The organism is Rhizobium freirei PRF 81 (assembly GCF_000359745.1).
Lineage (GTDB): Bacteria > Pseudomonadota > Alphaproteobacteria > Rhizobiales > Rhizobiaceae > Rhizobium > Rhizobium freirei.
The window spans coordinates 1-12455 of record NZ_AQHN01000089.1 but is presented as its reverse complement, the minus strand read 5'-3'; the positions used below and the strand labels follow the sequence as shown (position 1 = coordinate 12455).

The 12455-nt window shown below is 61.5% G+C and carries 11 protein-coding genes; 5 read left to right on the top strand and 6 right to left on the bottom strand.

Annotation, left to right across the window (positions count from 1 at the left end):
* Positions 1-181 precede the first annotated feature (181 nt).
* Positions 182-490, bottom strand: coding sequence for a hypothetical protein (locus RHSP_RS27870; RefSeq protein ID WP_004126770.1), 309 nt, complete (start codon positions 488-490; stop codon positions 182-184).
* A 292-nt stretch (positions 491-782) separates the two neighbouring features.
* On the opposite strand from RHSP_RS27870, the gene RHSP_RS27865 reads away from it, so the two are divergent.
* From RHSP_RS27865 to RHSP_RS27850, 4 genes are all read left to right on the top strand, one after another.
* Entirely contained in the window at positions 783-1796 is a 1014-nt protein-coding gene (locus RHSP_RS27865) for an ABC transporter substrate-binding protein (protein WP_037154999.1), read from the top strand.
* Positions 1797-2050: 254 nt separating this feature from the next.
* Positions 2051-3064: an ABC transporter substrate-binding protein gene (locus RHSP_RS27860; RefSeq protein WP_004126766.1), complete on the top strand. Its 1014-nt coding sequence runs from the start codon at positions 2051-2053 to the stop codon at positions 3062-3064.
* A 91-nt stretch (positions 3065-3155) separates the two neighbouring features.
* Complete coding sequence (locus RHSP_RS27855; RefSeq protein WP_037154997.1) at positions 3156-3974, top strand: ABC transporter ATP-binding protein; 819 nt, start codon at positions 3156-3158, stop codon at positions 3972-3974.
* Positions 3975-3987: 13 nt separating this feature from the next.
* The gene (locus RHSP_RS27850; protein WP_037154995.1) at positions 3988-4869 is read left to right on the top strand and encodes an ABC transporter permease; all 882 of its coding nucleotides are present in this window, start codon (positions 3988-3990) and stop codon (positions 4867-4869) included.
* 134 nt (positions 4870-5003) lie between these two features.
* Here the strand turns inward: RHSP_RS27850 and RHSP_RS27845 are convergent, their stop codons facing one another.
* From RHSP_RS27845 to RHSP_RS27830, 4 genes are all read right to left on the bottom strand, one after another.
* Positions 5004-6419 (bottom strand): sensor histidine kinase, encoded by a 1416-nt coding sequence (locus tag RHSP_RS27845; RefSeq protein WP_004126762.1) that lies wholly within the window; start codon positions 6417-6419, stop codon positions 5004-5006.
* A complete protein-coding gene (locus RHSP_RS27840; protein ID WP_037154992.1) occupies positions 6409-7077 on the bottom strand; it encodes a response regulator in 669 nt (222 codons plus the stop codon). Before RHSP_RS27840 ends, RHSP_RS27845 begins: the two co-directional genes overlap by 11 nt.
* Before the next feature lie 63 nt (positions 7078-7140).
* Positions 7141-8931 carry an alpha/beta fold hydrolase gene (locus RHSP_RS27835; RefSeq protein WP_037154989.1) on the bottom strand — a complete coding sequence of 597 codons (1791 nt, stop codon included), beginning with the start codon at positions 8929-8931 and terminating at the stop codon, positions 7141-7143.
* Positions 8932-8941: 10 nt separating this feature from the next.
* Positions 8942-10456 carry a lipopolysaccharide biosynthesis protein gene (locus RHSP_RS27830; protein ID WP_004126759.1) on the bottom strand — a complete coding sequence of 505 codons (1515 nt, stop codon included), beginning with the start codon at positions 10454-10456 and terminating at the stop codon, positions 8942-8944.
* Positions 10457-10655: 199 nt separating this feature from the next.
* On the opposite strand from RHSP_RS27830, the gene RHSP_RS27825 reads away from it, so the two are divergent.
* Positions 10656-10970, top strand: coding sequence for a hypothetical protein (locus RHSP_RS27825; RefSeq protein WP_004126757.1), 315 nt, complete (start codon positions 10656-10658; stop codon positions 10968-10970).
* Here RHSP_RS27825 and RHSP_RS27820 read toward each other — a convergent pair.
* Positions 10937-12139 (bottom strand): glycosyltransferase family 4 protein, encoded by a 1203-nt coding sequence (locus RHSP_RS27820; RefSeq protein WP_037154986.1) that lies wholly within the window; start codon positions 12137-12139, stop codon positions 10937-10939. The two genes, RHSP_RS27825 and RHSP_RS27820, sit on opposite strands and share 34 nt — an antisense overlap.
* Between the last annotated feature and the right edge of the window lie 316 nt (positions 12140-12455).

The window sequence follows — 12455 nt, the reverse complement described above, 5'->3', positions numbered from 1 at the left end:
CCTTAGCAATATAGGGGCTCCAGTGGATGCCGCCTTGCCTACGGCATCGTAGCGTAAGCTGCAAGCGTTCAACCTGCCCGCAAAATGTGTGTGAAATATGGGTAAAATTCAACCAAAAGTCTTTTTCTGCAAGGTCTTTTTGCCAAGAGCGCGGAATAAACGGCAGAAATGACGATTCGCTTCAATTTGGATTGAACACCGAGGACGGCTTGCAGCTATAGACCGGGCACAGCGGGTTGTCCCTTGTGGGAATATAGGTGCGCGCCGCGTAATCGGATACGCTGCATTGCCCATTGCCGGAGACGAAACGATCGTACAGGACGAGCGAGGCGCCCTTTGCGGGATAGCGCAATATGACGGCACGTTCGCTGGCGATGAGCTGCTGCACGGCAGCGCAAGTCTTGCTCAGCGACTCGTAGCGGGAGATTGCGGATGCAGGCCCGGCGGCTGCGAGCGCTGTCAGAATAAGAGCTAAGGCTGCGCTCCTCATGAATCGTCTCCCCCTGGCGAAAGCGTAGAACCTAGATAGTCGCCCCGTGGCTGTTGCCAAGATCGGGCGACGCTTGCCGTTGCAAAGTGATCCGGCTCCATCATGCTCCGGCAATGAGGGCCGCCGTATTTATACCGCCGATACCGATGAAATAAAGTTGCAATGTCGCCCGTTGGGATCGCGCACTGAAAGCCGACTGAAAGGTTGCCGCGCTAAGCTCACCGAGCTTCGTGGAGGAAGCATATTTCTGCAGCGTCGTAAGGCGTGAGCATTCAAACTGGAGGAGACATTAATGCGTTCATCACGCACTCTTTTTAACACCGTAGCCCTATCCCTCGTCATGACTGCTGCTTCCTTTGCAGCCACTGCGGCGCATGCGGCCGATAAGATTTCGATCATGGTGGGCGGATACGAGAAGCAGATCTATCTGCCCGCCAAGCTTGCCGAAGGGCTCGGCTATTTCAAGGATGAGGGTCTCAACGTCGAGCTTCTCAACGAGCCTGCCGGCGTCGATGCCGAAAATGAAATGCTTGCAGGCGCCGTCCAGGGCGTCGTCGGCTTCTACGATCACTGCATCGACCTTCAGGGCAAGGGCAAGTTCGTCGAATCCGTCGTGCAGTTCAGCCAGGCGCCCGGCGAAGTCGAGCTGGTGTCGGCCAAGCATCCGGAGATCAAGTCCGCCGCCGACTTCAAGGGCAAGAACCTCGGCGTCACCGGCCTCGGTTCCTCGACCAACTTCCTGACGCAGTACCTGGCTATCAAGTCCGGCCTGAAGCTCGGCGAATTCACCTCCGTTCCGGTCGGTGCGGGCCAGACCTTCATCGCCGCCATGCAGCAGGATGCCATCCAGGCCGGCATGACGACGGAGCCGACGGTCTCGCGTCTCTTGAAGACGGGCGAGGCCAAGGTCCTCATCGACATGCGCACGATGGCCGGAACAAGAGCCGCTCTGGGTGGCACCTATCCTGCCGCGTCTCTCTATATGCAGGAGTCGTGGGTCAAGGATCACAAGGAGGAAACGCAGAAGCTTGCGAACGCTTTCGTCAAGACGCTGCATTTCATCAACACCCACACGGCCGCCGAGATTGCCGACAAGATGCCGAAAGACTTCTATGTCGGTGACAAGGAAGGGTATGTGAAGGCGCTCGAAAACGGCAAGGCCATGTTCACGCCCGATGGTGTGATGCCCGAAGACGGTCCGAAAACCGTTCTTGCCGTGCTGTCCGAATTTTCCAAGAACGTCCAGGGCAAGTCGATCGACCTGTCGAAGACCTACACGACGGAATTCGTCAAGAACGCTAAATAGCGTGCAATATTGTTCCCGGTCTTGATCCGGGGCGCTTCGGATTTCACGCCCGATCCCGAAGCGGAAGACAAGCGCCGGCGGCCATGTGCGTGCCGCCGGCGACCCGGAATAAAATTGCAATGTCGCCATTGAGGGGCGCGCGTGCTGAAAGCCGACTGAAAGCTTGCCTAGTTTAGGTTCGCTGAGCTTCGTGGAGGAAGCATCTTTTCTGCAGCGTCGCATGGCGCAACGATTAAAAACAGGAGGAGACATTGATGCGTCCGTCGCGCACCTTTTTTCATACCGTAGCCCTTTCCCTCGTCATGACTGCCGCTTCCCTTGCAGCCACGGCAGCCAATGCCGCCGACAAGATCTCCATCATGGTGGGCGGCTACGAAAAGCAGATCTATCTGCCGGCCAAGCTCGCCGAATCCCTCGGCTACTTCAAGGATGAAGGCCTCGAGGTCGAGCTTCTCAACGAATCCGCCGGCGTCGATGCCGAAAACCAGCTTCTGGCTGGCGCCGTTCAGGGTGTGGTCGGCTTCTACGACCATTGCGTCGACCTGCAGGCCAAGGGCAAGTTCATCAAGTCGGTCGTGCAGTTCAGCCAGGCACCTGGCGAAGTGGAGATGGTCTCCGCCAAGTATCCGGACATCAAGTCCTTCGCCGACCTGAAGGGCAAGCGCGCCGGCGTCACGGGCCTCGGCTCGTCCACCAACTTCCTGACGCTCTACATGGCGTCGAAGGCCGGCCTGTCGCCTGCTGATGTGACGCCTGTTCCGGTCGGCGCCGGCCAGACCTTCATCGCCGCCATGCAGCAGGATGCCATCCAGGTGGGCATGACCACGGAACCGACGATTTCCCGCCTGCTGAAGACGGGAGAGGCCAAGGTTCTCGTCGATCTGCGCACGCTCAAGGGCACCGAGGAAGCGCTCGGCGGCACCTATCCGGCGGCTTCGCTCTACATGGATGCCGCATGGGTCGACGCCCATAAGGAAGAGGTGCAGAAGCTTGCGAACGCCTTCGTCAAGACGCTGCGCTTCATCCATACGCATTCCGCCGCCGAAATTGCCGACAAGATGCCGAAGGACTTCTATGTCGGCGACAAGGACGGCTACATCAAGGCTCTCGATGCCGGCAAGGAAATGTTCACGGCCGATGGCGTGATGCCGGAAGATGGCCCGAAGACCGTTCTCGCCGTGCTCTCCCAGTTCTCCAAGAACGTCAGGGGCAAGACGATAGACCTGTCGAAGACCTACACGACGGAATTCGTGAAGAACGTCAAGTAAGCAGTCACAGCGCCGCTTCCGGCGGGTTCCGGAAGCGGCAGTTCACCGGGCTTTGCGTGCACGCCCAAAGGCACGCGTCAGGATCAGCACCATGCAACCGCAAGAAAGCCGCACGCCGGCGATAGAGCTTATCAATGTCAGCCGCCGTTTCGTATCGCCGACCGGCAAGTCGCTGACGGCACTTCGCGATTTCAACATGACCGTCGAGCGCGGTGAATTCGTCGCCGTTGTCGGACCGACAGGCTGCGGCAAGTCGACGACGCTCAATCTCGTCACCGGTCTTGCGAAGCCCAGCGCCGGCGAAGTCCGGCTGATGGGCGGTCCGGTCAGCGGCATCGACCCGCGCGTCGGCTTCGTGTTCCAGACGGACGCGCTCTTCCCTTGGAAGAACGTTATCGAAAACGTCATGGCCGGCCCGCTTTTCCGCGGCAAGTCGAAGGCCGTGGCGGAAAAGACTGCCAAGGACTGGCTCGCCCGCGTCGGGCTCTCCAAGTTCCTGCATCACTATCCGCATCAGCTCTCGGGCGGCATGCGCAAGCGCGTTTCGCTGGCTCAGACCTTCATCAACGAGCCGGAAATCCTGCTGATGGACGAGCCGTTCTCGGCGCTTGACGTGCAGACCCGCACGGTTATGCATGAAGAGCTTTTGAAGCTCTGGGCCGAACGCCAGGCATCCGTCGTGTTCGTGACGCACGATCTCGAAGAAGCCGTCGCACTTGCCGACAAGGTCTATGTGCTGACTGCCGGCCCGGCGACGGTGAAATCGGTCTACACGATCGACCTGCCGCGCCCGCGCGTCGTCTCGGAGATCCGCTACGAGCAGAACTTCATCGATTATTGCAAGACGATCTGGGACGACCTGCGCGAAGAGGTCGAAACCAGCTATCGCCGTGCCGCGGATGCGGCATAAGGGAGGATTGACCATGGCAAATACAGCTCTCGAAGCAGGCAACGCCCCGATCTTCCGCGCCGGCACCTCCGACGCGGAAATCGAAGCCGCAGCGCTGAAGGCGATGGCACGGCGCAAATATGTCGTGCTGGCGTGGCAGATCGGCATTCTCCTCGCCATCCTTGGTTTGTGGCAGATCGCCTCAGACCTGCACTGGATCGATCCGTTCTTCTATTCGAGCCCGTACGGCATTGCCCTTCGCCTCTGGGACTGGATCAGCGAAGGCACCGAGAGCGGCTCGCTCTGGCATCATCTCGGCGTCACCATGGAAGAGGCGCTGATCGGCTTCGTCATCGGCTCGGTGACAGGCGTTCTCGTCGGCGTCGCTCTCGGCCGCAACAAGCTCGCCTCCGATATCCTGTCGATCTACATCAAGGCGATCAATTCGATTCCGCGCGTCGTTCTTGCGCCGATCTTCGTGATGATCATGGGTCTCGGCCTGCCTTCCAAGGTGGCGCTCGCCTTCATCATGGTGTTCTTCGTGGTGTTCGCCAATGCCTTCCAGGGCGTTCGCGAAGCCGATCGCAACATGATCGCCAATGCCCGCATTCTCGGCGCTTCGAACTGGCAGGTCACCCGCAACGTGATCCTGCCGTCGGCGATGAGCTGGATTTTTGCGAGCCTGCACATCTCGTTCTCCTTCGCCATCATCGGCGCCATCGTCGGCGAGTTCGTCGGCTCGCTTGCCGGTATCGGCTATCTGATTTCGATCGCCAAGGGCACCTATGACGCAGCCGGCCTCTATGCCGCGATCATCCTCGTGATGCTCGTCACGCTCGGTGCGGAATACGTGATGACGCTGATCGAGAACCGCATCACCCGCTGGCGTCCGCAGCAGAGCCTCGACACGCACTAAGCAGCCATTACTGGCACCTCCCAAGGCCAGGGGCCGGGCATCTTTGCCCGGCCTTTTTGTTGATCTGCACGGAGGCCCCCTCTCCCCGCCCGCGGGGAGAGGGGACTATCCCGTGATTACCGCCGCCTACACATTCAGACGGCCGGCAGCCGCACGCTGACGAGCAGCCCGCCGCCGGCCGCATCGCCGAGCGTCACCGAGCCGCCGGCGCCATCGACGACTTCGCGGACGATGGCGAGCCCAAGGCCGCTGCCTTCCGGCTCGGTACCTATGATGCGATAGAAGCGTTCGAACACCTGGGCGCGTTCTGCTTCGGGAATGCCCGGCCCGTTGTCCTCGACCCACAGCAGAGCCGCATCGCCCTCGTGGCCGACCCCCACCGTTACTCTCCCGCCCGCCTGCGTGTAGCGCAGGGCATTGTCGACGAGATTGACCAGCATCTCGCGCAGCATGGTGCCGTCGCCTTCGATGCGCACCGGCGTCTCGCTGGTTTCCAGTCCAAGATCGATATTGCGGCGCAAGGCTTCCTCGGCGAGCGTTTCCAGCACTCGCCGGGCTGTCTGCGCAAGATCGATCGTGTCGTTTCGCGGTCGCCGGCTGCCGGGTTCGGCGCGCGAGAGTGTCAGGAGCTGGCTGGCAAGCCGGGTTACCTGCCGCGTGCTGGAGCGCAATGCCGTCAGCGCTTCGTCGCGGCTGCGATCATCCGTCTCACGCGCTGCAACGCTTGCCTGCGTCGAGATCAGGGCGAGCGGCGTGCGCAGCTGATGGGCTGCATTCGAGACGAAGCGACGTTGTGCCGCCATCTGGTTCTGCACTCGCTCCATGTGATCGTTGAGGGCATGGACGAGCGGCCGAAGCTCGTTCTGTACCATGTGAGGGTCCAGTGGATCCAGGCGCTGGCGGCCGCGCTCGCGGACGGCGTCGCGCAGCCGCAGCACGGGGGTGAGGCCCCGCTGCAGGCCGATGATGGTCACCAGGCCGGCAAGCAGCACAAGCGCGAGCTGCTTGGTGAAGTCCGACAGCCACAGCCTGCGGCGCATGGCATATTGACTGTTGTGGGTGACTGCGACGGCGACGGAAATCGTGCCGTGCTGATCGAGGCCGACCACAGGCTGGCTTAGCATCAGCATGCGGATGCCGTCGGTCCGAAACGTCCTGTCTTCGCCGATCATGTCGCGCTTTGGCCGTGGCAGATCCGGAAAGCCGGCGACGAGGTTTCCCCATGCCGTCACGACCTGGTAGAAGACACGGTCGCCATAGCCCGTGTCGAACATTTCCAATGCGGCAGGCGGGATGTCGATTTGCACGGTGCCGCTGGCATCGACACGTGCCGCCTCGGCGATTACACGAGCCGAAGCGAGCAGGGTGCGATCGGTGACGAGATTGGCCGTCGCGTCGGCTGTGCGGAAGCTGAGATAGAGATTGACGCAGATCGCCCCGATCAGCGTCAGAACGACCCAGGCGAACAATTGCGCCCGCAGGCTGCTCGTCAGCGCGCTCACGGCTCGGCTCATCCGTCCTTTCCGTGCGGGAGCATCTTCATTGCGCATGGCGAAGGAGGTAACCCAGGCCGCGCAGCGTTGCGATCTGCACGGTGCTGCCTTCGAGCTTCTTGCGGACGCGGTGGACGTAGATTTCGATGGCGCTGGTATCGGCGAGATCGTCGAAGCCGAAGACGCTTTCCGACAGCGTGGCCTTGGTGACGGTCGTGCCTGCCTTCATGACCAGGTGTTCGAGCACGGCATGTTCGCGCGGCGTCAGCGCCAGGGCTTCGCCCGCCAGATAGAACTGTCGCGTCCCGCCGTCGAACACCAGGTCGCCGACGGCGATTTCCGGAGCGGCCCGGTCGTGGCCGCGGCGCACGGCGGCGCGTATGCGGGCTTCCAGCTCGGCGATCTCGAAGGGCTTGGCGAGATAATCGTCGGCGCCGCTGTCGAGGCCTGCGACGCGGCCATCGAGGCTGGCATTGGCTGTCAGGATGATGACCGGCACCTTGTTGCCGCTCTGGCGCAGGCGCTTCAATATCGTCAATCCGTCCATTTTCGGCAGCGACAGATCGAGGATGACGATGGCATAGGCCGCGACTTTCAGCATGTGCTCGGCGTCCTCGCCGTCATAGGCGATGTCGACGACATATTGCGCCTGACGCAGCGCCTTGCCGAGCCAGGACGCCAGTTCGCGGTTGTCTTCGACGATCAGGAGCCTCATGGGGCAACTATACAGCAAGTGCCGGATATAGCGAGTATTTCCCGCGATTATCGGGGTCGATATTCACGCCTTGCCGAGCCTCAATCCCATCTTCTTCACCTCGCTGAGATATATGCTGCGCGCGCTGGGCGGGGTCAGATTGTGGTCAGCTTTGGGAATGATGGTGAGGCGTATGTCGGGAAACTGCTTCAGGCCGCAGGCATCTTGACCGAATTGCTCGCGGAAATGATCGAGACCGATGTCATCGGCGCTATAGATCAGCGACATGTCGACCCGGCGTTTGGAAAGCGTGCGAAAGCCATTGACAACTGGCCCCCGCGCGCCGGCGAGAAAGGGAAGGAAGCCAAGCAATCGGCGGCCCGATCGCGCTGCGCGCCGGCTCAGGACAGTGGCGAGGTTGCGCATCGCGCTTTTTGCATCGATCTGGCCGCCAAGGAGCCGCTTCAGCGTTTCCATCTGCAGGAACTTCCGGCCGTAGGTTTCAAGCGACCGCGGCGCGAAGCGCAGGGCTTCGTCGACCGATCGGCTTTCGTCCCAGGAGAAGCTATAGGGGTTCGCCGTCACGAGGCCACGGCATCTGATGTCGTGCACGGCCGCCTGGAAAGCGAGATAGCCGCCGCTGCAGCGGCCGACGGCAAAGGCTGGCAGAAGCTTGCGTGTTTCCAGCAGGTCGAGAGCTTCGGCGACGTCGCGATGCTGTTCGCTGGAATAGAGCACCTGTTCCGGTGCACCGGGAAGCGGGGGGCTGTCGCCGACATTGGCGGTGTCGAAGCGCAGCGAGGCGATGCCGTCGCGGGCAAGCGCCCGCGCCATGGCAACCGACATGCGGCCCCAGCCGGCATTCCTGTCATAGGCTGTGGTCAGCAGCAATGCCGTCGCGCCCGTCCGTTTGCCCTCGGGCTCGCAGAGAATGCCGAAGAGACGCTGGCCTTTGCCGAAACGCAGCGGCGTCTCGCGAAAGCCGTCGCCGACGAGAGGCGCAGCATTTGCCGCTTCGGAACTGATCGTTGCGGCGGAGCGGGATTGGCCGGCGATCGACCTTGTCCATTCCACGATCCTGCGGCCCGTCGCTGCCGGCATGACGGCGATGGTTGGGTTGGACACCAACTCGTCATAGCCTTCATACGTTGCCTCGACGACATTGGCGGCCAATGTCTCGAGATGGCGGGTAAAGTCGGCATCGCCCGGGCGGTTGGGCCTTGTCAGCACAAGGCAGTTCGGTGCGCCGATCCCGGCAAGGTTCATCAGATTGAGTTTCCTGACGGCATCCGCAACGGTTTCCGGCATGCGCAGGCTGGCAACGGTGACGCCTTCCGTCCGCCGTTGCGCTTCCGAGAGCCCCATGCTCTCGTCGATCATCTTCGACCAGACGGTCAGCTCGCGCAAATGCGCACGCCCTGAGATGACGGGTGCGAGAAAGGCGATGCCGTCAATGCCGGCAAGGCGTTCCGCCAGCCGGGCGGCGATGGCGCTGCCGAGGCCCTGGCTGATGAGGATCAGGCGATCGCAGCCGGAGATGGATTTCAGCCTGGCGGCTGCGGCAAGCGCCGTCTCTTCCCAAAGCGACAGGCCTTCGCCGTCATCGGCAACATCGAGCGCATCGCCGGTGCCAGCATAATCGAACCGCAGGCTGGCTATGCCGATATCGGCGAGATCTTCGGCAAGAATACGCCAGAACTTGCGGACGCACATTTCCTCGAAACCCCACGGGCTGAGGAACAGCACCGCCGTTCCCGTCGAGGCGGTGGCGGCGGCCATGTACAGCCCGACCGCGTCTGCGAAGGTTACCGGCATTGCTGCCGATCTTATGTTTCTCGCTTCTCTCTGATCTTCGGCGGCTCCCCAACCAGCCATTACTTTCTCCTCACATTCGACGCGGCGCCAGTAACGCCAGAGCTTGAACAGCAATCGGATGCGCGCGGGCAGGCAATCGCGCCGCAACTTTCTGCAGGACCTCGATGTCCTCGGCCGGCACGGCTTTCAGCAGCCTGAGAGCGACGCCATAGGCGAATGCACCAGCGATGATTGCGCCCACAAGGCCTGCAATACCTGGCAAGGCTTGAACGAAGCTGTAGGCGGCGGCGGCGCAGAGAATGGCTGCTATCGTCACCTTGGCGAGGTTGACGAGCATGTCGCGCGTCGAACCCTCGAATTCCATACGCCGCGCCATCAGCAGGCACATGGCGGTGAAGGCCAGAAAGCGAACCAGTGCCGCGCCTTCGCCGCCATAGAAGGGTACGGCGATCAGGCAACCGACCACCATGACGACGCTGGCGATGACGCCGATGACCGTACGTTCGCGCACGCGATCGAGCGAATAGAGATATTGCGTACAGATCTGCATGACGACGTAGGGCGCCGCGGTCAGCGACAGCAGCGCCACCATGCCGCCGCTCGGAGCGAAGGGCGGCCCGAAGATCGTCACCACCAGCTCCGGCGCGATGGCGGCAAGGCCAAAGCTCATCGGCAGGGTGATGTAGGCTATGCTGCGTGCGACGCCGGCGAAGACGTGCACCGGCAGCTTTTCGGATGCCCGCACATGCATCTGCTCGGAATAATAGGGCAGCAGGCTGCCGCTTAGCTGCACCGGCAGCTGTAGTGCCAGATTGGCCAGCGAAAGGCCGACCGCATAGAAGCCGACTGCTTCGATGCCCCAGTAGTGCTGGAGGAACAAGAGCTCGATGCGGTTTAGAAAGATCGAGCTGTTGATGAGCTCGATCGAGAGAATGAGCGAGGAGCTGACGAGGGAGGCGAGACCGACGCCGCAGCTGTTCTTGCGCGCGATGGCGATCCTGATGGTCGCGAAGAACATCGGCAGCTGGCCGATCGCATAGCCGGCAAGCGCGCCGCTGACGCCATAAAAGATTGCGCCGATGAGCACGGTGACGAGCTGCAGACCGGAGCTCATCAGGGTGATGCGCAGGAAGGTGCCGAGCTGCTGTTCGCCGATCAGGTAATTCTTACTGTAAGCGCCGAGCGACTGAAGAACGAAGAATATGCCGGTGATGGCAACGACGGAGGATGCGTCGCCGGCCCAATGCAATCTCTCCGTATCCCAGTAATAGGCGGTGTAGCCGGCAAGCAGAACGAGGGTTGCCAGGATCGTCGGGCGCAGGAGATAGGCGGCAAAGCCCAGCCGCTCCTCCGTCGAATAGCCCCGTCCCTTCAATTGCGGCAAAAGGCGCAGCAAGGTAACGCCGGCACCGAGCTCGGCTACGAGCGTTCCCGTCGTCGTCAGCCAGAGCGAGAAGGCGATGATGCCGTTGGCCTCCGGGCCAAGCAGGCGCGCGGCAATGATCGAACATGCAAAGCCGGTCGCAAGCAGGCTCAGACCCGCAACTGCGTTCAACACCGAATTTGCCATGATGCTCTTCGTCATGAAGATGACCGTCCCTCAATTCGCCGAAACTCAATACGGATGCCGGCTCTTCGTGGAGATAGCCTCAGCTCTATTTCATATGCCTTAATATTTAGGGTTTAACGCTGCTCGAAGTTCATTTTTTACTTTGGCTAATATTCATCCGCTCTGCTGTTGGCGCCCTGATGTTAGCCGTATGGGACCTGCCCGGAGGGTCCCATTGTTCAGCCCCGTCGTCTGCGCGGTCGATCGCTTGCGCGCGCTCATCGACCGTTTCTCCCCTTGCTTCGCCATCCGGCATATCTGGTCGCCAAAGGGGCTTTCGCGGGCGCGCAAATACGGGCGCGGCTTCGGTGCGCTCATTCGCAAGCAGGCTTTTCCATTTCCCTATTTAGGGTATCGTCTGCTTCGGCCCATCACAGGCTGGCTTTTGGCCCTGGTGCGCCTCAAGCTCGATGCTGCACGCTACAAGCGCGCTTGGCTCATCGGGATTCTCGAAGGTTATGCGGCCTGGCCGTGCTGGCGCAGCAGCTGAGGCGACTTGCCCTTTGGCGTCAGGGTTTCGGCATAGACATCCATGTAGCGCTGGGCGACTTCATCCCATGCATAGGCGCGGGCATCGCGCAGCAATTCTTGCCGCAGCGTCAGGTCATCGGCCTGAAGGCGTTCGAAGGCTGCGGTCAGGCTATCGGCAGCCGCTTCCGGATTGGAGAAATCCGAAAGTATGAGGGCCGGATGAGTTTCCGCCATGGCCTTATAGGCTTCGTTCGTGTTCAGCACCGGTAGAAGGCCGGCACTCATCGCTTCGATCGCCACGAGGCCGAAGCCTTCATATTCGGAGGCCGAGGCGAAGAGCGACGCGCGGGCGATGACGTTGCGGATCGAGCAGTCGTCGATCGACACATGCAGGGAGACGTTCGGTTCGAGCCCACGAGCGGCGATTTCTTTTTCGAGCGTCGGCTGATCGAGATCCGAGACCGCGCCGATGATATCGAGGTGCCAGTCGGCATGGCGGGCGACCAGCACCTTCATGACATCGAGCATGCGGTCGAGCCGCTTGTTGACCGAGAAGCGGCCGATGGTGACGATGCGCCGGCGCGCTTCGAGCGCGGCGCAGTTGGCGAATTTGCCGACATCGGCGCCGTTCTCGATGAGCCGGACGCGGCTTTTGGCGATTTTGGAAAAGAGCTTTGCGTCGGACTGGCTGCAGCAGATGACGGAGTTGTAGCCGAGCGCCGAAAGCCTCGTTGCCGTATTGAACCAGATCTTTTTGATAGTGGCGTATTTCGGCGTGTGGAAGAAGCCGCCATGCGTGGTGGCGACCATGGGGCGCCCGTGCATCAGCTTGCCCCAGGCCAGCGCGTCGAAGAAGAAATCGACGGCGTGGACGTGCACGAGGTCGGCGTCGGCGATATGGTGGAAGGCCTGCGGCGCCAGCGGATAGCGGCTGGAACCGGACCAGGGAATGCGGACGATCTCGATGCCGTCGATCGTCTCATTCGCCGGGAGTTCACGGGTGGGATCGGAGAAAAGGCTGTTGCAGGTGACGACACGCACGCGATAGCCGCGGGTGATCAGTTGACGGCAGAGATTGGCGACGACGTCTTCCAGGCCGCCCTTGTTGGGCAGAAACTGGCGCACAACATGCACGATCAGCGGCGCGGCCTGCTTGTTTGCCTGAATATCCGCATCAGCCGATGTCATCTACTCACCCTCGACCCCTATGCCCGCCAAGCGTCGGCAATCCGGCGCCGCAGTGCGCCGTTTGTTGATCAGTCGGCGAAGCAGATCATCCGGGTGGTTAAAAAGGGCTTAATCGCTGCTGGAAAGCCAAGCTGTTTCGGGCAAGAGGGTTAATGGCGGAGCGGTGTGCTGGGGAGGGTTGAGCTGGTCAGGTGAGCGTGTCGATGCCGGGCGATTGTGCCTGGCCCCTCACCCTAGCCCTCTCCCCGCAATGCGGGGAGAGGGGACTGCTCCGGCGTTCGCCGCGCCACTTTGCCTGGGCTGCAAATTCAATGAA

What these genes read in the sequence shown, in the direction of transcription:
- RHSP_RS27845 (WP_004126762.1), bottom strand. Translation starts at nt 6,419, where the DNA reads ATGCGCAATGAAGATGCTCCCGCACGGAAAGGACGGATGAGCCGAGCC.
- RHSP_RS27860 (WP_004126766.1), top strand. Translation starts at nt 2,051, where the DNA reads ATGCGTCCGTCGCGCACCTTTTTTCATACCGTAGCCCTTTCCCTCGTC.
- RHSP_RS27835 (WP_037154989.1), bottom strand. Translation starts at nt 8,931, where the DNA reads ATGGCTGGTTGGGGAGCCGCCGAAGATCAGAGAGAAGCGAGAAACATA.
- RHSP_RS27855 (WP_037154997.1), top strand. Translation starts at nt 3,156, where the DNA reads ATGCAACCGCAAGAAAGCCGCACGCCGGCGATAGAGCTTATCAATGTC.
- RHSP_RS27830 (WP_004126759.1), bottom strand. Translation starts at nt 10,456, where the DNA reads ATGACGAAGAGCATCATGGCAAATTCGGTGTTGAACGCAGTTGCGGGT.
- RHSP_RS27820 (WP_037154986.1), bottom strand. Translation starts at nt 12,139, where the DNA reads ATGACATCGGCTGATGCGGATATTCAGGCAAACAAGCAGGCCGCGCCG.
- RHSP_RS27850 (WP_037154995.1), top strand. Translation starts at nt 3,988, where the DNA reads ATGGCAAATACAGCTCTCGAAGCAGGCAACGCCCCGATCTTCCGCGCC.
- RHSP_RS27840 (WP_037154992.1), bottom strand. Translation starts at nt 7,077, where the DNA reads ATGAGGCTCCTGATCGTCGAAGACAACCGCGAACTGGCGTCCTGGCTC.
- RHSP_RS27870 (WP_004126770.1), bottom strand. Translation starts at nt 490, where the DNA reads ATGAGGAGCGCAGCCTTAGCTCTTATTCTGACAGCGCTCGCAGCCGCC.
- RHSP_RS27865 (WP_037154999.1), top strand. Translation starts at nt 783, where the DNA reads ATGCGTTCATCACGCACTCTTTTTAACACCGTAGCCCTATCCCTCGTC.